22 protein-coding genes and 1 tRNA gene are annotated in these 24,983 nt (G+C 62.0%); 8 read left to right on the top strand and 15 right to left on the bottom strand.

Annotated elements, in window-relative coordinates; translation table 11 throughout:
- Positions 1 to 3: 3 nt before the first annotated feature.
- The 5 genes from ACFQ6H_RS24145 to ACFQ6H_RS24165 form a co-directional block, all read right to left on the bottom strand.
- A complete protein-coding gene (locus ACFQ6H_RS24145) occupies positions 4 to 375 on the bottom strand; it encodes a limonene-1,2-epoxide hydrolase family protein (RefSeq protein WP_378649066.1) in 372 nt (123 codons plus the stop codon).
- Positions 372 to 1,526, bottom strand: coding sequence for a 3'(2'),5'-bisphosphate nucleotidase CysQ (locus tag ACFQ6H_RS24150; RefSeq protein WP_378539442.1), 1,155 nt, complete (start codon positions 1,524 to 1,526; stop codon positions 372 to 374). Before ACFQ6H_RS24150 ends, ACFQ6H_RS24145 begins: the two co-directional genes overlap by 4 nt.
- Positions 1,523 to 3,367 carry an adenylyl-sulfate kinase gene (gene cysC, locus ACFQ6H_RS24155; protein WP_378539441.1) on the bottom strand — a complete coding sequence of 615 codons (1,845 nt, stop codon included), beginning with the start codon at positions 3,365 to 3,367 and terminating at the stop codon, positions 1,523 to 1,525. Before cysC ends, ACFQ6H_RS24150 begins: the two co-directional genes overlap by 4 nt.
- The gene (gene cysD, locus ACFQ6H_RS24160; protein ID WP_378649068.1) at positions 3,367 to 4,293 is read right to left on the bottom strand and encodes a sulfate adenylyltransferase subunit CysD; all 927 of its coding nucleotides are present in this window, start codon (positions 4,291 to 4,293) and stop codon (positions 3,367 to 3,369) included. The genes cysC and cysD overlap by 1 nt, the downstream gene beginning before the upstream one ends.
- Positions 4,294 to 4,438: 145 nt before the next feature.
- Entirely contained in the window at positions 4,439 to 5,374 is a 936-nt protein-coding gene (locus ACFQ6H_RS24165; protein WP_378649070.1) for a helix-turn-helix domain-containing protein, read from the bottom strand.
- A gap of 116 nt (positions 5,375 to 5,490) precedes the next feature.
- Here ACFQ6H_RS24165 and ACFQ6H_RS24170 point away from each other — a divergent pair, with 116 nt between their 5' ends.
- Genes ACFQ6H_RS24170 through ACFQ6H_RS24180 form a run of 3 tightly spaced genes read left to right on the top strand, consistent with a single transcriptional unit; the run spans position 5,491 to position 8,589 of the window.
- Entirely contained in the window at positions 5,491 to 6,657 is a 1,167-nt protein-coding gene (locus ACFQ6H_RS24170) for a hypothetical protein (protein WP_378649071.1), read from the top strand.
- A 2-nt stretch (positions 6,658 to 6,659) separates the two neighbouring features.
- The gene (locus ACFQ6H_RS24175; protein ID WP_378539437.1) at positions 6,660 to 7,442 is read left to right on the top strand and encodes an SDR family oxidoreductase; all 783 of its coding nucleotides are present in this window, start codon (positions 6,660 to 6,662) and stop codon (positions 7,440 to 7,442) included.
- A gap of 7 nt (positions 7,443 to 7,449) precedes the next feature.
- Positions 7,450 to 8,589, top strand: a complete 1,140-nt coding sequence (locus ACFQ6H_RS24180) for a sulfotransferase family protein (protein ID WP_378449311.1) — start codon at positions 7,450 to 7,452, stop codon at positions 8,587 to 8,589.
- A 73-nt stretch (positions 8,590 to 8,662) separates the two neighbouring features.
- Here the strand turns inward: ACFQ6H_RS24180 and ACFQ6H_RS24185 are convergent, their stop codons facing one another.
- Positions 8,663 to 9,508 (bottom strand): alpha/beta fold hydrolase, encoded by an 846-nt coding sequence (locus tag ACFQ6H_RS24185; RefSeq protein ID WP_378649072.1) that lies wholly within the window; start codon positions 9,506 to 9,508, stop codon positions 8,663 to 8,665.
- Complete coding sequence (locus ACFQ6H_RS24190; protein WP_378539435.1) at positions 9,505 to 11,295, bottom strand: amidohydrolase family protein; 1,791 nt, start codon at positions 11,293 to 11,295, stop codon at positions 9,505 to 9,507. Before ACFQ6H_RS24190 ends, ACFQ6H_RS24185 begins: the two co-directional genes overlap by 4 nt.
- Before the next feature lie 97 nt (positions 11,296 to 11,392).
- On the opposite strand from ACFQ6H_RS24190, the gene ACFQ6H_RS24195 reads away from it, so the two are divergent.
- The gene (locus ACFQ6H_RS24195) at positions 11,393 to 12,040 is read left to right on the top strand and encodes a TetR/AcrR family transcriptional regulator (protein WP_378449308.1); all 648 of its coding nucleotides are present in this window, start codon (positions 11,393 to 11,395) and stop codon (positions 12,038 to 12,040) included.
- Between the two features lie 394 nt (positions 12,041 to 12,434).
- Complete coding sequence (locus ACFQ6H_RS24200) at positions 12,435 to 12,560, top strand: hypothetical protein (RefSeq protein WP_003941303.1); 126 nt, start codon at positions 12,435 to 12,437, stop codon at positions 12,558 to 12,560.
- Between the two features lie 82 nt (positions 12,561 to 12,642).
- Here ACFQ6H_RS24200 and dcm read toward each other — a convergent pair whose 3' ends face one another.
- Complete coding sequence (gene dcm / locus ACFQ6H_RS24205; RefSeq protein ID WP_378649073.1) at positions 12,643 to 13,938, bottom strand: DNA (cytosine-5-)-methyltransferase; 1,296 nt, start codon at positions 13,936 to 13,938, stop codon at positions 12,643 to 12,645.
- A 377-nt stretch (positions 13,939 to 14,315) separates the two neighbouring features.
- Here dcm and ACFQ6H_RS24210 point away from each other — a divergent pair, with 377 nt between their 5' ends.
- Entirely contained in the window at positions 14,316 to 15,641 is a 1,326-nt protein-coding gene (locus ACFQ6H_RS24210; RefSeq protein ID WP_378649074.1) for an SEFIR domain-containing protein, read from the top strand.
- 480 nt (positions 15,642 to 16,121) lie between these two features.
- Here the strand turns inward: ACFQ6H_RS24210 and ACFQ6H_RS24215 are convergent.
- A tRNA-Cys gene (locus ACFQ6H_RS24215) sits at positions 16,122 to 16,192 on the bottom strand.
- Between the two features lie 233 nt (positions 16,193 to 16,425).
- Here ACFQ6H_RS24215 and ACFQ6H_RS24220 point away from each other — a divergent pair.
- Positions 16,426 to 17,712 (top strand): multidrug effflux MFS transporter, encoded by a 1,287-nt coding sequence (locus tag ACFQ6H_RS24220; RefSeq protein WP_378649076.1) that lies wholly within the window; start codon positions 16,426 to 16,428, stop codon positions 17,710 to 17,712.
- Here the strand turns inward: ACFQ6H_RS24220 and mraY are convergent.
- Positions 17,709 to 18,785, bottom strand: a complete 1,077-nt coding sequence (gene mraY, locus ACFQ6H_RS24225; protein WP_003941316.1) for a phospho-N-acetylmuramoyl-pentapeptide-transferase — start codon at positions 18,783 to 18,785, stop codon at positions 17,709 to 17,711. The two genes, ACFQ6H_RS24220 and mraY, sit on opposite strands and share 4 nt — an antisense overlap.
- 85 nt (positions 18,786 to 18,870) lie before the next feature.
- Between mraY and ACFQ6H_RS24230 the strand changes: the two genes are divergently transcribed.
- Positions 18,871 to 19,404, top strand: coding sequence for a MarR family winged helix-turn-helix transcriptional regulator (locus ACFQ6H_RS24230; RefSeq protein WP_054825961.1), 534 nt, complete (start codon positions 18,871 to 18,873; stop codon positions 19,402 to 19,404).
- 91 nt (positions 19,405 to 19,495) lie between these two features.
- On the opposite strand, the gene ACFQ6H_RS24235 is transcribed toward ACFQ6H_RS24230, so the two are convergent.
- Genes ACFQ6H_RS24235 through ACFQ6H_RS24255 form a run of 5 tightly spaced genes read right to left on the bottom strand, consistent with a single transcriptional unit; the run spans position 19,496 to position 24,969 of the window.
- Positions 19,496 to 20,272, bottom strand: coding sequence for an enoyl-CoA hydratase (locus ACFQ6H_RS24235; protein ID WP_283307405.1), 777 nt, complete (start codon positions 20,270 to 20,272; stop codon positions 19,496 to 19,498).
- A complete protein-coding gene (gene mmsB / locus ACFQ6H_RS24240) occupies positions 20,272 to 21,165 on the bottom strand; it encodes a 3-hydroxyisobutyrate dehydrogenase (RefSeq protein ID WP_003941308.1) in 894 nt (297 codons plus the stop codon). The genes ACFQ6H_RS24235 and mmsB overlap by 1 nt, the downstream gene beginning before the upstream one ends.
- A gap of 23 nt (positions 21,166 to 21,188) precedes the next feature.
- Positions 21,189 to 22,247 (bottom strand): enoyl-CoA hydratase/isomerase family protein, encoded by a 1,059-nt coding sequence (locus ACFQ6H_RS24245; protein WP_378649078.1) that lies wholly within the window; start codon positions 22,245 to 22,247, stop codon positions 21,189 to 21,191.
- On the bottom strand, positions 22,244 to 23,404 hold the full coding sequence (locus ACFQ6H_RS24250; RefSeq protein ID WP_378539430.1) for an isobutyryl-CoA dehydrogenase: 1,161 nt from the start codon (positions 23,402 to 23,404) through the stop codon (positions 22,244 to 22,246). The genes ACFQ6H_RS24245 and ACFQ6H_RS24250 overlap by 4 nt, the downstream gene beginning before the upstream one ends.
- Before the next feature lie 14 nt (positions 23,405 to 23,418).
- The gene (locus ACFQ6H_RS24255) at positions 23,419 to 24,969 is read right to left on the bottom strand and encodes a CoA-acylating methylmalonate-semialdehyde dehydrogenase (RefSeq protein ID WP_214888709.1); all 1,551 of its coding nucleotides are present in this window, start codon (positions 24,967 to 24,969) and stop codon (positions 23,419 to 23,421) included.
- Positions 24,970 to 24,983 lie beyond the last annotated feature (14 nt).

The following is a 24,983-nucleotide window of genomic DNA, read 5'->3' on the forward strand; positions in this document are numbered from 1 at the left end:
CGATCAGGCCTGGCCGGCTGCCGCGTTGATCGGCGCCATGTCGAAATAGTCGCGCCAGGCGCTGATCTTTCCGTCCGTGACTTCGAATACCCCCATCACCGGGAGCGCTACCTCGGCGCCGTTGACGGTGAAGACGTCGACGCGTTCGTTCATCACCACGCTGCCGTCCGCGACCTGACGCTTGATCTGAAAGTCGATGTTTCCGAAGGCACCGACAAATTGCTCGATGAACGCGCGGACGGCCTCCCGGCCGACAACGGGCTCCATCGGAATGTTGTGATAAACGACGTCATCGGTGAAGTACTCGACGATCTTCGCGACATCGGCATTTGCCCACAGTGCGCAGAATTCGGTGACCAGCTTGTCCGGTGTCATTGTGTGCCAGCCTCTTTCGAATTGTCTTCGTGGGGTTCGATGATTGCCATGATGCTTTCGATCTCGCCTGCCGGTATCCCGAAGTACTCGGTGACGAAAACCGTGACGGCCGGCGCCTGGCCAGGTGTTCCGAGATCCAGCAGATACCGCGCTACGACACTCTCGCCCCACTCGCGCAGCGCGAGTTCACGTATCGCCACGATTCCGCGATACTGCTGCCCCTGTTCGAGCTCGTTGCTGATGAAAACGCCGGTGTCACCGGTTCGCTGACCGTTCTCGACTCGCCAGGCGTCGGCGGCAAAACGGACCTTCGTTGCGTCGTGAGTGAGCAATGCGTTCACGTACTCACGTGCCATGGCGATGCGCCCGCTGACCGCAGACTCCGTGGAGTGCTTGGCAATTGCGCCGAGGATCGACTCAGCCAATTCCGGTCGGCAGATCACGAGGTCCGGCAGGTAGGGGTGAGATTCGTTGTAGAGCAACGGCGAACCGTCGATGCGGCTGCAATGCAGTCCTGCTGCCTGCGCGACGCCGACCGGTGCCGCCGAATCCCATTCCCACTGCCCACCGGCGTGCAGATACGCATCGACCTCACCGCGCACCACCGCCATCGCCTTGGCGCCGGCCGACCCCATGTGCACAACGTCGGCGCCGAGTTCGGCAGCCACGGCTTCGGTGAATGCGGGCGGCCGCGAGCCACTGACGACTACCCGGAGCGGAGAGTTGGCAGTCACCGAGACTGCCTCGTCGCCACTGGAATAGACGGCGCCGAGCGCGGGCTGCGACACCGCGGCTGCGGTAATCCCACTATCGCGTTCCCAAAGCGCCACGTGCACTGCCCAATCCGAATGATCCGGGAGTCCGTATTCCTTGGAGCCGTCGAGCGGATCGATGATCCAGACTCGGGACGCCTCCAGGCGACTGCGATCGTCGGCAGATTCTTCCGAGAGCACGGCATCGCCCGGCCGCTCGGCCGCCAACCGGTCGAGGATGTAGGAATCGGCGGCCTTGTCGCCCCGCCGACCCAGCTCACGACCGTCGTCGACGCCCAGACCCTCGGCTCGGATCCCCAGGAGGATCGCACCAGCGGCCTGCGCCAATTCCGCCGCGAGTGCCTCGTCGGCGATTCTGCTGTGTGTGGATTCGCTCACCGGTCCAACACTTCCATAATTCGCAGCGCAAGTTCGGTAGGCGTTCCGTCTTCGGGTCTGATCACCAACTCGGGGCTTGTCGGAGCTTCGTAGGGATCGTCGACGCCGGTGAATCCCGTGATTTCCCCGGCCCTGGCCTTGGCGTACATACCCTTGGGGTCTCGGGCTTCACATTGCTCGATCGGGGTGTCGACATAGACCTCGACGAACTTCAGTCCAGCGGCCTCGTGCGCCGCCCGCACTCGATCACGATCTTCGCGGTACGGGCTGATCAGGCAGGCCACTGCCACGGCCCCGGAATCGGCGAACAATTGCGCCACCGAGCCGACTCGGCGGACGTTCTCGGCGCGGTCATCGGCACTGAATCCCAGATCCGCGTTCAGTCCGTGCCGGAGGTTGTCGCCGTCGAGGCGGTACGCCGGGATACCCGCGGCCACCAAACGCCGCTCGAGTTCCACCGCGATCGTGGACTTACCCGAGGCCGAGAGACCGGTAAGCCACACAGTCCCGCCGGTAGTCGCACGTTCCTCGCGAGAGACCTCCGAACTGTGCCAGACGACGCGCGATTCCTTGAGTGTCGGTCCGTTGATCATTCCGGCTGCGACGGTGTTGCCCGTGGTCTCGTCCACGAGAATGAAGCTGCCTGTCACGCGGTTGCGGCGGTAGGGATCGAACATCAACGGCTGCTGCGTTTTGATCGAGATGCGACCGATCTCGTTGAGGGACAGAGATTCTGCCTTCTCGTCGCGGTGCAGAGAATTGACGTCCAGGCGATAGTCGAGCTTGACGATCTGCGCCTTCGTGAAGCGCGTGGTGTGCAGCAACGAGTAGCGATTGTTTTCCGACAGCGTGGTCTGTTCGGTCAGCCAACAGACCATCGCATCGATTTCCTGCCCGACCTGCGGCCGGTTGTTGAGCCGACACAATTGGTCCCCACGGCTGACGTCGAGATCGTCGGTCAGTTCGATGCACACGGCCGCGGGCGCAAACGCCTCGTCGATCACGTCGCCGCCCGGCCCGTGCACTGCCTTCACCGTCGACGTGAATCCAGAAGGCAACGCCACGATTTCGTCGCCCGGCTTGAAGACGCCACTGGCCACCGTTCCCGCGTAACCACGGAAATCGTGGAGGTCGGCGTCGGTCTGCTTCTGCGGACGGATCACGTACTGCACTGGAAACCGAGCATCGATCAAGTTGCGATCCGACGCGATGTGCACCTGCTCCAGATGGTGCAACAGCGACGGCCCGTCGTACCACGACATGTTCTCGGTCCGCGCAACGATGTTGTCTCCCAACAGCGCCGAGACTGGAATGAACGTCAGATCGTGGACGTCCAACTTGATCGCGAACTGCCGGAATTCTTCCTTGATCTCCTCGAATCGTTCCTGAGACCAGCCCACCAAGTCCATCTTGTTCACACACAACACGAGGTGGGGAATACCCAGAAGAGTCGACAGGAAGGCATGGCGCCGCGTCTGTTCGAGCACTCCTTTACGGGCATCCACCAGGATCAGGGCGAGATCTGCAGTCGAAGCGCCGGTCACCATGTTGCGGGTGTACTGCTCGTGCCCGGGAGTGTCGGCGATGATGAACTTGCGATGAGGGGTGGCGAAATACCGGTGGGCCACGTCGATCGTGATGCCCTGTTCACGCTCGGCGCGCAATCCGTCGGTCAGTAGCGCGAGGTTGGCGTACTCGTCTCCCCGTTCTCGACTGCTCCGCTCCACGGCCTCGAGTTGATCCTCGAAGATCGACTTGGAGTCGTAGAGCAACCGGCCGATGAGTGTGGATTTACCGTCGTCGACACTGCCCGCCGTAGCAACTCTCAGCAGTTGCGGCATCAGAAGTACCCCTCTTTCTTACGATCTTCCATGCCGGCTTCGGAAATACGGTCATCAGCTCTGGTTGCGCCACGCTCGGTAATGCGGCTCGCAGCAACCTCTTCCACGACGGCGGCCGGCGTTTCGGCCGACGATTCGACGCATCCGGTGCACGTTGCGTCGCCGACCGTGCGGAAGCGCACCAACGCCTCGTAGGACTCCTCACCCGCGCGGAGCTCGAGGAAGCGGGTGCGTGCCAACAGCATTCCGTCCCGCGGAACCACCTCACGCCGATGGGCGTAGTAGATGCCGGGAAGGTCGATCTGCTCGCTCTCGATGTACTGCCAGATGTCGAGCTCTGTCCAATTGGAGAGCGGGAAGATCCGAATATGTTCGCCCTTACGGTGTTTGCCGTTGTACAGGTTCCACAGTTCAGGCCGCTGCACCTTGGGATCCCACTGCCCGAACTCGTCTCGGAAGCTGAACACCCGCTCCTTGGCTCGCGCTTTCTCTTCGTCGCGGCGAGCACCACCGAACACTGCGTCGAACTTGTTGTCGCGAATTCCGCGCAGCAGCGCGTGCGTCTGCAGGCGATTGCGACTGGAACCGACTCCGGTGTCCTCGATGACACGTCCGGCATCGATGTCGTCCTGCACGCTGGAGACGACAAGCCGCAGGTTGAAGCGATCGACCGTGCGGTCACGGAACTCGATCACTTCGTCGAAGTTGTGACCGGTGTCGACGTGCATCACGGCGAACGGCAATGGCGCAGGCCAGAACGCCTTGGCTGCTACGTGCAGCATCACGACGGAATCCTTACCTCCGGAGAACAGGAGGACCGGCTTTTCGAAGGTCGCTGCGACTTCGCGGAAAATATGGACCGCCTCCGCTTCGAGGGCTCGCAGTTGCGACAACTCGTAGGCGGGCGGGGTCTGGAGTGTTGCCATGTCTTTCGCTCCTGAGCATCACTGACTCCGTTGCGGGAACTTCGTCACCGCATCGGTACATTTATGTACCGGACTGGTTCTAAATTGAACGCAATCACAGAATAGAACTCGTTCTACCCAAAGGTCAATGACCGGCAACCAGACGTCACTGACCGCGAACCGGACTCCGTCCACCAACTTCCGCCGTCACCGCATCTGCCGCCGCAACCAGCGCCGCGGCGCGTCGCTCGATCTCGGCACCCGAAATTGCGCCGCCGACATACAGCGTGAGCACCAGCGCCTGATGCCCTTCGGCGTCGTAGGTCGGGGCGGCGATGAGACTGACCGGATGCTCGTCGTCAGAGCTGATGTCGCGCCCGAGGTACACCCGCTCGCCCAGGCTCGAGACCATCTCACCGAGCAGCTCACGCACTTCGGGCGGAAGATCGTGCGTCGCAACACCCGCCATCAACGTATGAAGTCGCTGCCCCACCGGATCCAGACTTTCGACCAGGTACCCCGCGGATCGGCACTCGCGGACCACGTTCCACAGACGCTCGCGATCCAAGCGCACCGGCAAGCTCGGCTCCTTGCTCAGCCAACTGTCCATGTCGTGATCCGAACCCCAGAGGACGTACATCAGTCCGACCGGCGGAGCGAACGGATACACCTGACCGACCTTGGCGGTGCGACGCGCGCCGATCGGTCCGGTCACTTCGAGAACACTGATCTGATCACCGATCACACCGGACGCCGTGCACGTCGTGCCGAACTCCGCGCTCACCTTCTCCAGGTGGGTGCGGGCAATGGGTCCGACGGCAAATCCTCGCTGAGCTGCACGTCCGGCCGCGATCAAAGCTGGACCGAGCCCGTAGGTCTTGGACACCTCGTCCCGTGTCAGGTACCCACGGTCAGCCAGCGCCGTGAGAATTCCCAGGCAGGTCGGCTTGCTGATCTCGAGGGCGCGGGCGAGTTCCGACAGCCCGAACCGCTGGTCAGGGCGGCCGACGAGGTAGTCGAGCACCTGAACCACCCGTTCGGTGGGAGGCGATTGCCTCCCCCTCGAGCGACCCCCTTCAGGCGCCTTCTCCGGTCCACCCATTGACCACTCCCTAGAACGCGTTCTATTGTCGGAATACCAAACATCTACCCCATAGGTACATATTTGTACCACGACGCTCTGGGCCGGCGACATAGTCGGAACTGTGAGGAGCCAGCGTGCTGACGGACCCGTTTGCCGAGGCGATCGCCGAAGCCGAGAAATTGATCGAGACTGCGCCGCACATCAGATCCGAGCAGGATCTACTGGAGGGATACCAATATCTGGCCGGCGGAATCATCGCGACGACGCATGCCGCGTGGGCCGGTGAAAAGACCCATCCGAGTTTCATCCAGGGCACCGGACCGTTCACCAAGATGGGCCTCGACAACCCTGACACCCTGTACTTCGGCGCTCGTATCAACGACGACAAGGAATACAAGGTCACCGGAAAGCGCGGCACCACAGCCGATCTCAGCTTCCAGGTATTGAGCGGAAACTACACCAATTCGAATGTCCCCGGAAGCGAGATCGCCTTCGACGACCGCGAACTCGAGATAGACGACGACGGTAACTTCGTCGCGTGGTTCGGCCCCGGTCCTGCCGACGGACGAGCCAACTACTACACCCTGGCGCCAGGATCCTCGCAGTTGGTCGTGCGCGAGGTCTACAGCGATTGGAGTCAGCAGCGCGGCGTGATCCGCATCGAGCGCACCGATTCGATCGGCATCGCGCCGCCGCCCCTCACCGCGGAAGAGACCGAGAAGCGGTATGCACGGGCCGGGAAGGCCCTGGTCACGCGGGTCAAGACGTGGCTGCAGTTTCCAGAGTGGTTCTACCTCAAGCTCACGGTCAACACCATGACCGAACCGCGACTGACTCCGGGCGGACTGGCGACGCAGTACTCGTCGGTGGGACATTACGAACTCACCGACGAGCAGGCGATGATCATCACCGTTCCGGCGTCGGACGCACCGTATCTGGGATTCCAACTCGGGAGCCTCTGGTACATCTCGCTCGACTACGTCAATCATCAGACCTCCCTCAACAACGGCCAGGCGCAGGTCGATCCGGACGGGATGGTCCGAATGGTGGTCAGCGCGAAGAACCCCGGTGTCATCAACTGGATCGAAACCGTCGGACATCCGCGCGGCATTCTTCAGTTCCGTTGGCAGCGCGTATCCCGTGAGCTGACGCCGCAGGACGGCCCAACCGTCGACATCGTTCCAGTCGAAGATATTGCGAAGCACCTGCCGCATTTCGACACCAACGCCATCACCGCCGAGGAGTGGGCAGCGCGAATTGCCCAGCGCCAGGGCGCCATCGACAACCGAATGCTGGGGTAATCATGACCGCATTGCTCGAAGACCGTGTAGTAGTCATCTCCGGAGTCGGTCCGGCACTCGGCCGCGCTTTGGCCATTCGTTGTGCGTCGGCCGGCGCGAGTCTTGTTCTCGCAGCGCGCACGCAATCGCGACTCGACGACGTCGCGAAGGAAATCGTCGATGCCGGTGGACGCGCCGTCACCGTGGCCACTGACATCACCGACCAGGCTTCCGCCGAGAATCTGGTCGCCGAATCCATTGCCGCCTACGGCAAAGTCGACACCCTGATCAACAATGCATTCTCGATACCGTCGATGAAACCGTTGGCTCGCACCGATTACCAGCACATCCGCGACAGCATCGAACTGACCGTACTGGGTGCGTTGCGTCTGACTCAGCTGTTCACGCCGGCCCTTGCCGATTCGGACGGCTCCGTGGTGAACATCAATTCGATGGTGTTGCGGCATTCGCAAGAGCGGTACGGCAGCTACAAGATGGCAAAATCGGCCCTCCTCGCCATGTCGCAGTCCCTGGCCACCGAGCTCGGTCCGCACGGAATTCGTGTCAATTCTATTGCACCCGGCTATATCTGGGGCGATACCCTCAAGGGTTATTTCGCACACCAGGCGGAGAAGTTCGGCATGACCGTCGAGCAAATTTACGAGCACACCGCCTCGAACACCGACCTCAAGCGCCTACCGACGACAGATGAAGTATCCGACGCGGCGATCTTCCTGGCGTCTCCGATGGCCAGCGCGATCACGGGCCAATGTATCGACGTCAACTGCGGCGAATTCCATCACTAGGAGCACCATGACTGAACGCACTCACGTCGGCACCGTCGAGGATCTCCACGCCTCGGCAACGCGGATGACCGGACTTACGGATTTCGGCGTCGACGATTACACCGAGGCTCTGTCGGTCCTCCTTGAGTCCTACGACCGCGACGAGGATCTGACCCCCTTCGGCAGCAAGATCTCTCGGGTATTCCTTCGCGGCGCGCTGGTGGCACGTCTGCTCAGTGAATCGGCATGGAAGGAACACCCTGAGCACGCCGACGTCAAGATCGAGCGTCCGATCTTCGTCACCGGATTGCCGCGCACCGGCACCACGGCCCTGCACCGCCTCCTCACAGTCGACCCGGCCCACCAGGGCCTCGAGATGTGGCTGACCGAGTTTCCGCAGCCTCGACCACCTCGTGACACGTGGGAGTCGAACCCGGTCTTCGCCAAGATCGAGGAGACGTTCGGGCAGCACCACGTCGAGCATCCCGAATTCATGGGCGTGCACTACATGTCAGCCAGTGAAGTCGAAGAGTGCTGGCAGCTGCTACGCCAGACGTTCAAGTCCGTGTCCTACGAGTGCCTGGCGAACCTGCCCACGTACTCCGCATGGCTGAAGGACCAGGAATGGTCGAATGCCTATGCACGACACAAGAAGAACCTGCAGTTGATCGGTCTGCCCGATCAGGATCGACGGTGGGTCCTCAAGAACCCGAGCCACCTGTTTGCGCTCGACGAATTGATGCAGGCGTACCCCGATGCGCTCGTCATTCAGACTCACCGCTCCCCTACGACGATCATTCCGTCGGTGTGCAGCCTGGCCGCTCAGGCAACGGATGGTTGGTCGAACACGTTCACCGACAAGGTGATCGGCGAAAGTCAGCTGGAATTGTGGGCCAGGGGTCTCGAGCAGTTCGACAGTGCACGCGCACACCACAATCCGGCACAGTTCATCGACGTCGACTATCAGGACTTCGTCACCGATCCGCTGGGCACCGTCGAGAACATCTACACACACTTCGACATCCCGTTGACATCTGCCGCGCAGCAGTCGATGGAGGCCATGCACGAGGAAAGCCGCTCGGGTGCTCGCCGACCTTCGCACAAGTACACGCTCGAGGAGTTCGGTCTGACGAAGGAGCAGGTGGAAGAGCGATTCGGAACTCGCTGACCCCCGCCGCCCGACGACCTTGCTGACAACTGAAGCCCCGCCGACCGGCGGGGCTTCAGTGATCGAAACGCGGTCAGCTGCTGAGATGCTCACCCAGCAGTCGGTCCAACTCGACCGGCGCCTCGTCCGGAATCCAGTGGCTCACGCCGCTGAGAACCTCGAACCGGTACGGGCCGTCGACAAACGCGGGGGTGAGCGCAGAACCCTTGGGCCCGATGGCAGCATCGCCGTCGCTCCAGACGTGCATGGTCGGCACGGTGACCCGGGCAGTTGCGGGGTTCGGCTTGGTCATCCACATCGCGCGATACCAGTTCAGACCACCGCGCAGGCGGCCGGGAGCCAGCATGGCATTCAGATCGCGCCGTGCGTTCTCCGGCGTCTGTCCGCTCGAGATCAGGAACTTCTCACCCGCCGACGTGGAGGACAGAACCTTCTCGGGAACGAAGGGCAATTGGAACGCCCCCATGTACCACGATTTCAGTCCCTGTGTGCTGGTCACCATCGCCTTGACGAACGCAAGTGGATGCGGAACCGACACCGCGGTAACAGTATTGAGCAAATCGGGCCGCTCGGCAGCGACCTGCCATGCAACTGCGGCACCCCAGTCGTGGCCGACCAGGTGCACCTTCCCCACACCGAGTGCGTCGATCAATGCGACAGAATCTGCGGCAAGCTCTGACCCGCGGTACGCCCAGCGCGCTTTCGGCCGCGCGCCGGGTGAGTACCCTCGCTGATCCGGTGCGACGGTACGGAAGCCGCGGGCGTGCAGTAGCGGTGCGAGCTGATCCCACGAACTCGAATCCTGCGGAAAACCGTGCAGGAGGACCACGACCGGACCGTCGATCGGCCCTTCGTCGCGTACGTCGAAGGTCAGTCCGGACCGGGAGTACGAGGTGAGGCGATCCGCCGGTGAAGTCATAGCGCCACGCTAGTCTTCGCGACACCCGTAGTTGGAGCCTTTTCGCCGGCGCGCAGGAATTGACCCGTCTTTTCGGTTCCGAATCCCGGGGCGAATTCGCCGTCGCTGTAGACGAGTCGGCCGTTGATCACTGTCGCGACGGCTGCATCGTCGCTGCGGTTGACCATCCGGCTGATTCCGCCGTACTCGGGGACGGTTGCCTCGAACAACCCGTCGACCGACTCGTCGAGCCCGGCCGGGTCGATGACAACGAAGTCCGCGCGGTCACCCTGGCGTAGATGCCCGGCATCGATTCCGTACCAGTCCGCCAACTCTCCGGTCAGGCGGTGAATTGCGCGCTCGATGGTCAGGAACGGCTTGCGATCACTCTGGGCGTCCTTGACGCGCTTGAGGAGCCGCACCGGGTAGTTGTAGAACGCCATGTTGCGCAGATGCGCACCGGCATCGCCGAAGCCCATCTGTACGCCGGAACTCGCAGCGAGTTTCTTGGCGAACTTGGGACGATGATTTGCAATGGTGGTGCGCCAGCGAAGATCTCGCCCGTACTTGACCACCAAGTCGAGGTACGCGTCCACCGGGTGCACTCCCCGGATGTCTCCGACCTGACCGAAGTTCTTGCCGATCAACGTCTCGTCCGGACAACCGACGATGACGGCGTCGTAGAAATTGCGGTGCCAGATGCGGGGTGAGAACTTGTTGTCGTAGTCCTTGCGGAATGCGCGGCGGTACGACTCGTCCTGGAGCAGCTTGTTGCGCTCCACCTGGTCCTTGAGATGCAACGCGGCGGCGCCGGCACCGAACTCCTCGAACACGACGAGGTCGATTCCGTCTGCATAGACCGTGAAGGGAACCGGAAGGTGCTGCCACTTGAAATCGGTCTTGGCGAAACGGTTCAGCAGTGGGGCCGCAGCGAGCATGAAGTACACGATCACCGGGTAGGCCTTCGAATCCGCACCGGAGAGCAGCGAAGTCTTGAGCGGCTTCTTGCGTCCGATCGCAGAACTCTCGGCGAAGAACGCCGCGACGTTCGGATGCAGGTTGATGGTCGGAGCGCTCTGCAAGATCTTTCCGCGATCACGAAGGATACGGTTGAGGAATCGGAACTCCTTCCACCGCGCGTACGTCGACGGCAAAGAGCGAGAACGGTATTCGTCGCCGTCGATCTTGTCGAGCGCATTGGTCATCGACGACAGGCCGAGCATCCCCGCATCGATGGCGTCCTCGAGCATCGAGCCCATACGCCCGAGCTCCGAGCGGCTCGGCTTGACCTTCTTGTCTGTGCCTCGCCCCAAACCGAGTACGTGAGTACGAATGTCGGAGTGGCCGATGAATGCCGCGACGTTGGGTCCGAGCGGGAGCGCGTCGAGTGCGGCGGCATAAGCGGCGGGGCCGCTCCAAGTCTTGTTCGCTTCGAGGATGCTCAGCACCGCATCGTGGGGAACTGCTTCGACTCGGCTGAACAGGTCCGCGATCTCGCGCGGGGTCGAATACACCGTAGACAGTGAGCAATTACCGAGCACGACCGTCGTGACGCCGTGGCGAACCGATTCCGGAAGCCCTGGGCTGACCAAGGCTTCGGCGTCGTAGTGCGTGTGGACGTCGACAAAGCCGGGGAGAACCCACTTGCCGGCCGCATCGATCACCTCGGTGTCCGGCCCGATTTCGAGGCTCGTCGTGGACACCTCCGCGACCACGCCGTCTCGAACTCCGAGATTTCGACGTAGACCAGGAGCCCCCGTCCCGTCGAACCACAACCCGTCGTTGACCACGATGTCGAAAGCAGACACTGTCGGACTCCTCGCCTCACGTATGTGTTACCTCACGTTATAGACAGCGTTGAGTAAAAGTCAATGAACCTTACGAGCGAATACATAAGATGTCGGAATGGCTGCAGTCCCCCGCTCCCCCGAAGACCGTCAGAGGCAAATCCTCGAGGTGGCGGTGCACATGTTGCGGACCGAGCCTTTCGATCAGCTGTCGATGGACCGGGTTGCGGCCGAGGCCGGCGTCTCACCGCCGCTGCTGTTCCACTACTTCAAAAACAAAAAGGGTTTCCAGAACGCCATACTCGAGGCCGCCTCGGCCGATCTCGAAGATCGAATGCGGCCGGATCCCGAGCTACCGATCACGTCCCAGCTGCGTTCAGGTATCGAAACTTTCGTCGATGCCGTTATCGAGCACCCCACTATTTACCTTGCCGTTATGCGGATGGCCGGCAGCGGCGACGTCCGGATGCGCACGATCTACCGCGGGATGCGCCGCACCTTCACCACGTGGATCGTCGCCGCGCTCACGGATCTGAGCATCGAGTCGAATGCGACGGTCGAGGCAACCATTGCCGGATGGCAGGCATTCATGGAGGAAATCGTCGTCAACTGGATCGACGAGCCGACCCTCGAACGAGGCGAGATGGTCGACCTCTGCGAACGAATTTTCTATCACTGCCTACCGGCCGCCGGCATCAGCGTCGAGCAAATTGTGGCGGCAACGGTGGCTGCGACAGCTAGCGAGTCCGGCGCAACACAACTGTGATCTGCGCGCCGGGGTTTCACAGGTGGTCACGATTGGGTATCTTGCTTGCAGTGGCGCTGGACCACGACCCCAACACATGAAGGATCCAACATGGAGTCTGTCGAAAACGTATTGCCCGAGGGTGTCAAGCTCGAAGACATCTTGAGTGTCCTCAAGGTCGCAGTTGCGGGCATCGGCCTCATCAGCGCGTTGTCGGCATTCAGCTGATCGCAAAGCGTCATCGACAGGCCGGACTTCGGGGAGTCCGGCCTGTTTTTTGTTTCCGTTCCTGAACAATCCGTGAACTTCTCAGCAACTTCAGTGCAAAGTGGTCATTTCGACCCAAACAAGCGTCCAATTTGCTAATTTGTGTCTGCGACACGAGGTCGCATGGAAACACCACGCAGACACAACCTTGTACATACACACCTGTACATACGACACGGAGGACCGAAACATGGGTTCCATCAACACCCTCAGCGCCGTCATCGACATCATCAAGGTCGTCCAGCCGTTGATCGCCAAGCTCAACCTCAGCTGATTCGCTTGCACCACACCCCTGCCAGGGCGTAACTCGAAATGGGGCCGACAATGTCGGCCCCATTTTCCGTCGGCGCCTGACCTCAGCCGAGCGCCTTCTTGATCTCTCCTGCCAGCGCCGAGGCCAGTTGCGGCGGCACCGCATTGCCGATCATCGTGCGCACCGCTCCCCACTTGCCTTCGAAGACGTAGTCGTCGGGAAAGGTCTGGAGGCGAGCAGCTTCTCGAACGGTCAACGATCGGGTGTGTTTCGGATGCACATTGCGTGAAGCCGAGATCATCCCGAAAGTGGTTCCGACCGTCGACGCCGGCTCGTCCCACCGCAGTCGCTTGTACGTCGTGTTGTATCCGGACGACGGTCGCATGGCCGGATCCTCGTTGTCGTGAGCCGACATTCCTTCCGGCACATCGCGCAGCCACCGCAGGACGTGCTCGGGATGCTCGACGGCCCAGTGCAACGGATCTGTTTCGCATGCCTGCCCCGATTCCAGCGGGGCCAGGTCGACGGTGGCGTCACGAAAAGTTCGCAGCGGCGCAACACCATTCACGCCGTGAGTCTTCGGCGGAAAACGCAGTGGCCCGATACCACTGTCGCGGCGCGTCGCCACGATGAACACTCGCTCCCGGAACTGCGGGACTCCGTAATCCTGCGCATTGACCGTATTGACCGACGCGTCGTAACCGCGTGCAGCCATCTCGCTGAGAATCCGGTCGACGACCATCCCGCCGTCCGGGTCTTTCATGCTCAGCAGCAGTCGCACGTTTTCCATCACCACGACCTTCGGTCTCACCAGATCGGCGAGCTCGAGTAGGTTCCGGAAGAGATGGTTACGCGGATCGTCGCGGTCTCGCCGGCCGGCGAGACTGAAACCCTGACACGGCGGTCCCCCAGCCAACACATCGATATCCACTTGTGCCAGAAGATCTTTCACACGGCCTTCGTCGATCGCCCGGATGTCCTCACCGAGGCACTTCGCGCCGGGGAAGTTCCGATCGAAGGTAGCGCGCGCCTCCGGCACGACTTCGATGTATCCCTCTACCGAAAACCCCGCCATCCGAAAGCCTTCGGCCATACCGCCACAACCCGAGAACGCCGTCAATACGGTGGGGCCGCCGCTTCCTGCCCCTTCGATCGCACGCCGGGTCACCGAGGCGGGGTCGTTGACCGGTGTCGCCCGACGCGCGCGAGTGCTACCGCTCGATCGCTTCCGCGGAGCCGCGTACGTGCCCTCGCGCTTCGCGGATTCCAATGCGGTGAGGGCCGCGAGAACTGCTCGCTCCGCCGGTGGTTTGGGATACGCCTTGTCGAGTTCCCACGCGGAGACGACGGCTGACGAGACTCCCGCGAGGCGGGCGAACTGGAATTGACTGATCCCCACGTCCAAGCGCCGCGATCGCAGGTCCTGTCCCGAAATCAATTCAGTGCCTCACTCATGTGGTCCGCTCGCTCCGGCAGCCCAGACTATCTCAGCCGACGACGTGAACCAGGACTACACAAGAGAGACCGGCAGGCGGTATGCCTGCCGGTCTCCGACACGAGCGGATGACGGGACTCGAACCCGTGTGAACGGCTTTGCAGGCCGGTGCCTCTGTTGGCGAACGCTAACCGCTGGATGAATGACTGCTCGCCAGCATCGTATTGACGCCTGCCGCGTCACGACTGCGCGCGATCTGTACGTCCGTGGTACCTCCAAGTACGGGGGACGTTGCGCGGAACTGCAGGAGGTGTCGGACCATTCGGATACGATAACCCGCTGTGACGACTGAATCGCCCGTACCGAATAGCGCTCCTTCGTGCCTAATTTCATATAGTCACGACAGCCCAACGCATCGACAGCACGTGCTGAGTATCGCCGAAGCCCTTCGTAACAATGGCGTCGACGTCACACTCGATCAATATGTAGAGCACACACCACCACCATCTTGGCCTCGATGGATGCGTGAACAGATTGAACATTCCGACTTCGTGCTGGTCGTCGTCACAAAGGACTACGCTGAGCGCTACAACGGTAGACCCCTCGCCGACCGAGGTCGCGGCGCGGACTGGGAGGGGCTGATAATCACCGGCGAGCTATACACTTCCCACCAGTCCAAAGTTAAGTTCATTCCGATCGTCACGAACAGCGCCGATGTCCAACATATCCCGGCCGTGCTGGATCAAACAAGTTTTCACAACCTTGAGAAACTCTCGCAAGATGCATTGATCCCCCTGCTTCGCCAGATATTCGAAAGACCATCGATTACGCCTGCGCCGCTGGGGATTCCACGGTTTGAGATTGAAGACGATCCCGTCGAAACGGCTACAAAGTTGCTCGCCTCGAACGCCACTGATGCAGAGACAACGCTAAAAACACTGGCCGGAAGTTCGAACCTGGACATTGCGGCCCGCGCTGCCTTCACCCTTGGCGAGATCTACTACGAATCGCAGCAGTACAGCCGCTCCTCAGAAGCGTTCCTCCGATCGGTTCAGTGTGGCCCCAAGACGAGCGTCTTTGATGCCGCCCGGCGTGAGCTCTCGAATGTTGCAGCGGTCATTAACCAGCACTACGGACCACTAAGCGCAGGCACGTTTGCCCGCAAATGGATTTCCGATATACAGGCGGGAAATGTGCCCGAAGTCTGGCAGGCAATCGACAAGGATTTCAGAGTCGCATTGGCGCAAGATTGGATACTTGCCAACAAAGATCATGAAACGCTACAGGGCTTGGATCGCGAACACCTCGCAGACGAGCTTCGGAAACTCGAGCCGACACACGCGCTATCTGTGCACTTCCTTTCCTCGCAAATGGAAAAGTTGTCTAAAATTGTGGAAGGCATAGATGACTCGTGGGGCATCGCCGAAAAGCCACGCCGCTTCGGGCTCGATTTTGAAATCATCATTCTTACACCAACTGAGGGCGAAGTCCTAATTTGGGAAGCCGGAATGAATCTCCAAATGCTACCTATTGTGTTGCGCCGACGGATGGGCAATTGGTTGATCGTCGGCACCGGCGTTCCGCCTGCAATTCCGATTCCAGGATGGCCACCAACCCGACAGGAAATACCTCTTGACGGGATCGGCACCGGCCACGCAAGCCCCTAGCCTGGACAGCCGCATACAGTTTCAGCCTACAGGGGTCCCATCTCCTTAGGCCTTCTCATTGCGCGGTGGCCCTCGGATAGATAGCGCATTCCGGTCGAGGGAGACCAAACTGCAATGGTCCAGAGCGAAAACGTCCCATACGTAAACGTCTAGAGCAGAAACGCCGTACTATTCAGCGGTTTACAAACCATCGCGGCAGGCGCTGCACCTGGTCGGCCCCCACCCCACGCTGTCATAGCGTCTGCGTGGTCGTCCAAAAACACGCGGGCGTGCACCGCCAAAGCAATGTTGGCGTAACCTCTGAACGTGCGACACAACGGTTGAATCAAGCTCGCGACGCACAGACTGCCGTTACGTGTGCTGCAACCGTCCAGTACGTGTGCTGCAACCGTCCAGCCGAAATCGGTATTCTCTGCGCACACGCTGACACGATCTGCGATACAAATCGGGGCTGACCGTGTTGGCCAGCCCCGACGCCCGAGCGGATGACGGGATTCGAACCCGTGTGAACGGCTTTGCAGGCCGGTGCCTAGCCACTCAGCCACACCCGCGTCACTGAGTAACTCTGCCCCGAGTCACGGCGTCGAACCACAGTTCCGCTCAGCATGATTCGAGTGCAATCCCACCAAACGTTCCAGTCTCTGGGAAAACTGCGGGCCCTTCGGGAACAAATCGGTCAGTCTCGATGCTGACTCCCTCGGTGGGCGCAGGTCATTCGATTGCGGCCCAAATTTCGACCGAACGACCGAGCAGTTCGCCAGACCCAGACAACCCAGAAGGTTTCATGAGTGCCGAGAACACCGCCGTCGCCCCGCCCGTCAAGGCAGCCCCGCCTGTGAAGGCAGCTCCGCCCTCGGAGGCGGCCCCGCTGGAAACGAGCAGTGTCGACCGCAAGCCGAGTGTCGGCAAGATCCTGGCCCTCGGTTCCATGACGGCGCTCGGGCCCTTCACCATCGACATGTACCTGCCCGCCCTGCCGGATATCGGCGCCGATCTCGGGGTCTCGTCGTCAACGGTTCAGCTGACGATCACCGGAACCCTCATCGGCCTGGCGCTCGGACAGCTGTTGGTCGGGCCGCTCTCGGACACGCTCGGCCGCAAGAAGCCGCTGCTTGCCGGAATCGGCGTGCACATCCTGGCGTCGCTGCTGGCGGTCTTCGCACCGAGCATCGCGGTCCTCGGCATCCTGCGGGTTTTCCAGGGAATGGGCGCGGCAGCCGCGGCAGTGGTCACCATGGCGATCGTCCGCGACCTCTACAGCGGTAACACCGTTGCCGTCGTGATGAGCCGGCTGATGCTCGTGCTCGGTGTTGCACCGATCCTGGCGCCCAGCATCGGCGGCGCTCTCCTCGTCGCCCTCGACTGGCGCGGGATCTTCGTCGTCCTGGCATTGATCGGCGTCGGCACGGCGATGATCGGGGCGTTCGGACTCGCCGAAACACTGCCGAAGGAAAAGCGTCGCCCGAGCGGATTGAAGTCGGTTCTCCGTACCTACGGTTCGCTGCTCGGCGACCGCACGTTCATGGTCCTGACGCTCGTCTCCAGCGTCGGCATGGCGTCGTTGTTCGCGTATGTCTCAGGCGCGTCATTCGTCTATCAGGACCAGTACGGCCTCAATCAACAGGAGTTCGCGCTGCTCTTCAGCGCAGGCGCTATCGCGTTGATCGGTGCTTCGCAGGTCAACGTCCGACTGCTCGACCGCTGGACTCCTCAGCAGATCACCAAGTGGGCGCTCGTCGCTGCGGTTGTCTCCGGCGCGGTAGTTATCACTGTCGCGGTCCTCGAACTGGGCGGGCTGGCCGGATTCGTGATCGCACTGTGGGCCATGGCAGGCGCCATCGGCTTTGTTCTCCCCAACGCCCCGGCGCTGGCTCTCGCTCGTCACGGCGAAGCGGCCGGTACTGCTGCGGCGATGCTCGGTGCGTTTCAGTTCGGCGTCGGCGCGGCCATCGCGCCCGCCGTCGGCCTACTGGGAAACACCAGCACGGCTCTGGCCGTCACGATGACGGCGTGTGTGTCGCTCGGGCTGATCGCTCTTCTGGCTACGACCCGAAAGAGCGAATCGGTCTAACCGGCAGCGGAGAACCACTCGCTGTAGAAGGTGGCAAGTCCCAGGACGCACGAGATCGCGACGAAGATCCAGAATCTTGCGATCACGACGGTTTCCGGCCAGCCGAGTAACTCGAAGTGATGATGGATCGGGGCCATCTTGAATACGCGTCGGCCGGACGATCGGAACACCAGAACCTGGATGATCACCGACAGGATCTCAGCGACGAACAGGGCGCCGATGATGACCATCAGCAGCTCGGTGTGCGTCGTGACGGACAGGCCGACCACCAGGCCGCCGAGCGCCAAGGAGCCGGTGTCGCCCATGAAGATCTGAGCCGGGGCGGCATTCCACCAGAGGAAGCCCAGGCACGCTCCGCCTGCTGCGGCAGCGACGATCGCGAGATCGAGAGGGTCGCGAACGTCGTAGCATCCGGCGGCGGGCTCGAGGACACACGAGTTCCGGTACTGCCAGCCGGCGATGACGACGTAGGTCCCCAGGATCATGCCCATCGAGCCGGCTGCGAGACCGTCGAGACCGTCGGTGAAATTGACGGCGTTGGACCAGGCGAACACCAGAATGCAGAAGAAGACCACGAAGCCGATGGCCCCCATCGAGAACACCGAGATGTCACGAACGTGGGACAGATACTGACTGCCTGGTGTGACTCCGTTGTTGTTGGAGAACTGCAGGAACAGAATGCCGAAGATGATGGCGCTCGCCAGCTGACCAACGGTCTTGGCCGTCTTGTTGAGCCCGAGGTTGCGCTTCTTGCGGATCTTGATGAAGTCGTCGAGAAAGCCGACGATTCCCAGTGACGTCGCGAGCGCGAGAACCAACCAACCGGACGCAGACAGGCGCGGTAGCCGCGAGCCGAAACCGATGATGTGTGCCGCCAGGTAGCCCGCCCACATGCCGGCGATGATCGCGATGCCGCCCATCGACGGGGTGCCACGCTTGCCTTGGTGACTCTGCGGGCCCTCGATCCGAATCTCGTGCCCGAGCCCCTGCCGCGAAAGCACACGAATGAGAAACGGAGTCAGGAAGAGGGCGACGAACAACGAGACGCCACCCGCGACGAGGATTGAAATCACCCGTGGGACTCTACAGACGTAAGCGGCTGCGACACACAATCAGACAAGGCACCCGACCGCTTCGGAGCATGGGATGATCGACCTTATGTCTCCCCCCGCACCGCTCCCCCTCGACCCCATCGAAGAGGCGCATCGTCAGTGGACGGAGCACGGGTGGAGCGACGTCGCCGACGGTATGGCTGCGGTCACGTCGGTGATGCGAGCACAGCAGATCATGATGGCGCGGGTCGAAGAAGTACTCAAGCCGCTCGGGTTGACCTTCGCCCGCTACGAATTGCTGACGCTTCTCACCTTCACCAGGTCGGGCGCACTCCCGATGGCCAAGGCAAGTGCCCGCCTCCAGGTTCACCCCACCAGTGTCACCAATGCCGTCGACCGTTTGGAGAAAGCGGAGTTGGTCAGGCGGGTCCCGCACCCCAGTGATCGACGCGCGACGCTCATCGAGATCTCCGACGCCGGTCGCGCACTGGCCCTCGAAGCGACCGAAATGCTCAACAGCAAGGTGTTCGCTCACCCCGGACTCCAGCAGGACAAGCTCGAACAATTGGTGACGATCCTCACTGAGCTTCGCAAGACCGCCGGGGACTTCGACACCGGCGGCGCGCCCACCAAGTGGTGAACCGACCACCCGTACACAAAGAAACTGCCCTCACACTCTCGACGAGTGTGAGGGCAGTTTCAGCGGTCTAGAAGTTCAGCGGTGCTCGAGTTCAGCGGTGCTTGAATTCGGCCGACCGCTTCTCCACGAATGCGGCCATGCCTTCCTTCTGATCCTCCGTCGCGAAAGTCGAGTGGAACACCCGACGCTCGAAGCGGACGCCCTCGGCGAGGGTGGTCTCGAAGGAGCGGTTGACTGCTTCCTTGGCCATCATCGCAATCGGCAGCGACATCTCGGCGATGGTGGTTGCGGTCTTCAACGCGTCGTCGAGCAAGTCGGCGGCCGGAACGATCCTGGCGACCAGGCCTGCACGCTCGGCTTCTTCTGCGTCCATGTTGCGGCCGGTGAGGCACAGTTCCATGGCCTTGGCCTTGCCCACGGCGCGCGTAAGGCGCTGCGAGCCACCGATACCCGGAATGACACCGAGCTTGATCTCCGGCTGACCGAACTTCGCGGTATCCGAAGCGATGATGAAATCGCAGAGCATCGCAAGCTCGCAGCCACCACCGAGCGCGTACCCGGAGACAGCTGCGATCAGCGGCTTACGAGCTGCTGCAACGCGGTCCCACGGGGTGAAGAAATCCTCGACGTATGCGTCCATGTACGTCTTGGACTGCATTTCCTTGATGTCGGCGCCGGCGGCGAATGCGCGCTCGGAACCGGTGATCAGGATGGCTCCGATGCCGTTGTCCGCTTCGAGGTCGGCAACCGCAGCGACGACCTCGTTCATCAGCTCGGAGTTCAGTGCGTTGAGAGCTTTCGGGCGGTTGAGCGTGATGACGCCGACGCGACCCTTACGCTCGAGGATGATGGTGTTGAAGTCGGTCACTACTGTCCTTCGGTCGAACGGTCACGGATGTCGTTGATGATGGCAGAGAAGTCCTGACCGCCACCGCCCGCAGCATGGAAGCGACTGTAGAGTTCCGCGGCCTTGAGCCCGATCTCCGCATCGACGCCGTTGTTGCGCAGCGCATTTGCAGCCAGACCGAGGTCCTTGTCCATCAGCGCGACAGCAAAGCCGGGCTGGTAGTCGTTGTTGGCCGGGCTCGTGGGGACCGGTCCCGGTACCGGGCAGTTGGTGGTCAGTGCCCAGCACTGCCCCGAGGCGTTGGACGCCACATCGAAGAGCGCCTGGTTGCTCAGGCCGAGCTTCTCGCCCAGCACGAACGCCTCGCTGATCGCGATCATCGAAATGCCGAGGATCATGTTGTTGCAGATCTTGGCAGCCTGGCCGACACCGGCGTCGCCGCAATGAACGACCTTGCGGCCCATCACGTCCAGCAACGGTGACGCGGCCTGGAAGTCCGCTTCGGAACCGCCCACCATGAATGCGAGAGTGCCTGCGGTTGCCCCGACGACTCCACCGGAGACCGGTGCGTCGACGCTGCGGTGACCGGCTGCTTCGGCTTTGTCGTGTGCCTCGCGGGCATCGGCGACGTCGATGGTGGAACAGTCGATGAACAGCGTGCCCGGTGTTGCCACCGGCAGCAGTTCTTCGTACAGACCGAGAACATGCTTACCGCTCGGCAGCATCGTGATCACGACGTCAGCACCGCGAACGGCGTCGACTGCCGAATCCGCTACCGATGCACCGTCTTTGACTGCCTGCTCCAGCGCCGCGGGTGCCAGGTCGAAACCGACGACCTTGTGTCCGGCCTTGACGAGATTGGCCGCCATCGGGCCACCCATGTGACCGAGTCCGATAAATCCAATGGTGCTCATTAGTGATGCTCCTTCGGCGGTGATCAGTTGCCTTGCAGTTGGGGGGCGAGTCCGAGCTCGTTGTCGCCCAGCGGGGCGAAGTAGGCGTCGACGGATTCTGCGGTGACATCGTCGAGAGTTGCCGGCAACCACTTCGGGTTTCGGTCCTTCTCCACGACCTGGGCGCGAATGCCCTCGACCAGATCGTGTGAGGCGAGCGCAGCCGTCGAGACCCGGAACTCCTCATTGAGGACTTCTTCCAAGCCTGCTGCTTCCTTGGCATGGCGCAGGGACCGCAGGGTCACCGACAGTGCGATGGGCGACTTGCCGAGAATCTGCTCCGCGGCCTTCTCCGCCTCGGGGATTCCACTTGCGCGAAGACGCTCCACGATGGTGGAGACGTCGTCTGCCGAGTACGCGGCGTCGATCCAACTCTGCTGGGCCAACAGCTCCGACACCGGAGCCGGCTCCGCGTATTGCGCCACGGCGTCGGCAACCGAAGAAGAGGCGAGCGCAGCGATGAACGTCTCGATGTTCTCCGACGGGATGAAGTGATCCGCGAAGCCTGCTGCGATGGCATCGCCAGCGCTCAGACGCGCCGTGGTGAGCGCGATGTGCGTTCCGAGTTCGCCGGGAGCACGCGAGAGCAGGTACGTTCCGCCCACATCGGGAATGAAACCGATTCCGGTCTCGGGCATTCCGATCATCGAACGCTCGGTCACGATGCGAATGTCGCCGTGTGCGGACACTCCGACGCCACCGCCCATGACGATCCCGTCCATGATCGCGACGTACGGCTTCGGGTAGTTCGCGATCTCGGAGTTGAGGATGTACTCCTCACGCCAGAAGTCGAGCGAACCGGTCTTGCCGTCCTTGGCGTCGTGGTAGATCGAGACGATGTCGCCGCCGGCGCACAGACCACGTTCGCCGGCGCCCGTGAGTACGACTGCATTGACGTCGTCGTCGGACTTCCATTCCTCGAGTGCCTTGGCCATCGCCTTGACCATCGAGTGGTTGAGGGCGTTGATCGCCTTGGGCCGGTTGAGGGTGATGAGCCCCAGCCCATCACGCTTTTCGATCAATACCTCGAGCTCGTCGCTCATGCTGCTCCCTGCTTTCCCTGACCTGATGCGACCACGCTGCGCGCGATGACCACCCTCATGATCTCGTTGCTGCCTTCGAGGATCTGATGAACGCGAAGATCGCGAACGATCTTCTCGATCCCGTACTCAGCAAGATAGCCGTACCCGCCGTGAAGCTGGAGAGCCTTGTTGGCAACGTCGAATCCGGTGTCGGTGGCAAAGCGCTTGGCCATCGCACACAACTCCACGACGTCAGGCGCTCCGTCTTCGAGTGCTGCGGCGGCGCGCCACAGCAGTGTCCTGGCAGCCTCGAGTTCCGTGCGCATGTCGGCGAGCTGGAACTGCAGGGCCTGCGACTCGATCAGTGCCGAACCGAAAGCCTTACGGTCCACCAGATATGCAACGGCCTTCTCCAGCGCCGACTGAGCCCCACCGACCGAGCAGGCGGCAATATTCAGCCGGCCGCCGTTGAGACCCTTCATGGCGATGCGGAATCCGCTGCCCTCTTCACCGAGCATGTTGGCAGCGGGAACGCGCACGTCTTCGAAGATCACCTGGCGAGTGGGCTGCGCGTTCCATCCCATCTTGACCTCGTTGGCACCGAAGGACAGTCCGGGTGAATCCTTGGGCACGATGAACGCCGAAATGCCCTTGGCACCTGCAGATCCGGTGCGGGCCATCACGACGTACACGTCGGAAGTGCCTGCGCCGGAGATGAACTGCTTGACGCCGTTGAGGATGTAGTCGTCACCGTCGCGAACAGCCTTGGTGCTCAAGCCCGCAGCATCGGATCCCGCACCGGGTTCGGTGAGGCAGTAGCTGCCCAGCTGGTCCATCGAGCAGAGTCCGGGAACCCACTTGTGGCGCTGTTCGTCATTGCCGAACTGGTCGATCATCCACGTGACCATGTTGTGGATGGAGATGTACGCGGCGATCGACGGATCACCCTTGGCGAGCTCTTCGAAGATCCGGGCAGCGTCGACGCGGCTCAGCTCACTGCCGCCCACGTCTTCACGAATGTAGATACCGCCCATCCCCAGGGACGCCGCCTTACGGAGGACGTCCACCGGGAAATGCTTGGTCTGATCCCACTCCACTGCGTTGGGCGCCAGATGCTCGGCCGCGAAGTCGCGGGCAGTGTCACGAATCGCCCGCTCGTCATCGGTCAGAGTAAACATGGAAAGTGTTCCGATCAGTTCATCGTGGGGATGACGAAGTGGTTGTCAGGAGCGGAGTCTACGGAGCGACCCTCCTGACCTGCTTCCTTCTTGCCGGAAGGCCAGCGCTGCGTCACGGTCTTGGTCTTGGTGTAGAAGCGGAAGGAGTCGGGACCGTGCTGGTTCAGGTCACCGAATCCGGAGCGCTTCCAGCCACCGAAGGTGTGGTACGCGATCGGGACCGGGATCGGCACGTTGACGCCGACCATGCCGACGTTGACGCGAGCGGTGAAGTCACGCGCGGTGTCGCCGTCGCGAGTGAAGATGGAGACACCGTTGCCGTACTCGTGTTCGGTCGGAAGACGCAGTGCCTCTTCGTAATCGGCAGCACGTACCACCTGAAGGACGGGTCCGAAGATCTCTTCCTTGTAGATGCGCATGTCCGAGGTGACGTTGTCGAACAGGGTTGCGCCGGCAAAGAATCCGCCTTCGTGGCCTTCGAGGGTGAAGCCGCGGCCGTCGACGACTGCCGTTGCGCCCTCGTCGATGCCGATCTGCACGTAGTTGTTGACGCGATCGAGGGCATCCTGGCAGACCAGGGGACCGAAATCGACGCCTTCGTCGTCACTGCGACCGATCTTGAGCTTCGCGACGCGTTCCTTCAGCTTCGCAACGAGGGCGTCCGCGGTCTCCTCGCCGACGGGAACGGCGACCGAGATGGCCATGCAACGCTCGCCGGCGCTGCCGTAGCCCGCGCCGATCAGGGCGTCTGCAACCTCGTCGAGGTCGGCGTCCGGCATGACGATCGCGTGGTTCTTGGCGCCACCGAAGCACTGTGCGCGCTTGCCGTGAGCTGCGGCCGTCTCGTAGATGTACTGAGCGATCGGCGTGGAGCCGACGAAGCCGACGGCCTTGATGCGATCGTCGGTGAGCAGAACGTCGACAACTTCCTTGTCACCGTTGACCACGTTGAACACGCCGGCGGGCAGTCCCGCTTCGAGGAACAACTCGGCCAGGCGCAGCGGCACGGATGGGTCGCGCTCGGAGGGCTTGAGGATGAAGGCGTTACCTGCGGCGAGGGCGGGGCCGGCCTTCCACAGCGGGATCATCGCGGGGAAGTTGAAGGGCGTGATGCCGGCAACGACGCCGAGCGGCTGACGCATGGAGTACACGTCGATGCCGGTGCCGGCACTCTCGGTGAATTCACCCTTGAGCAGGTGCGGAGCGCCGACGGCGAACTCGATGACCTCGAGGCCGCGCTGGATGTCACCCTTGGCGTCGGCGACGGTCTTGCCGTGCTCGGACGAGAGGAGGCGGGCCAGGGAATCCATCTCGGCCTGAGCGAGCTGCAGGAACTTCATCAGCACGCGGGCGCGCTTCTGCGGGTTGAACGCTGCCCACACCAGCTGCGCCTCTTCGGCATTGGCGATGATGGCTTCGGTCTCGGCCTTGCTCGCGAGGGGGACGCGGGCCTGCACCTTGCCGGTGTTGGGATCGAACACGTCTGCAAATCGATCAGATGTCCCGGGAACACGCTTGCCACCGACGAAGTGCGTCAACTCGTGAACCGTCGCATTTTCAACCATTGTGCTAACCCGTT

This window comes from Rhodococcus sp. NPDC056506 (assembly GCF_042794945.1).
Classification (GTDB): Bacteria; Actinomycetota; Actinomycetes; order Mycobacteriales; family Mycobacteriaceae; genus Rhodococcus_F.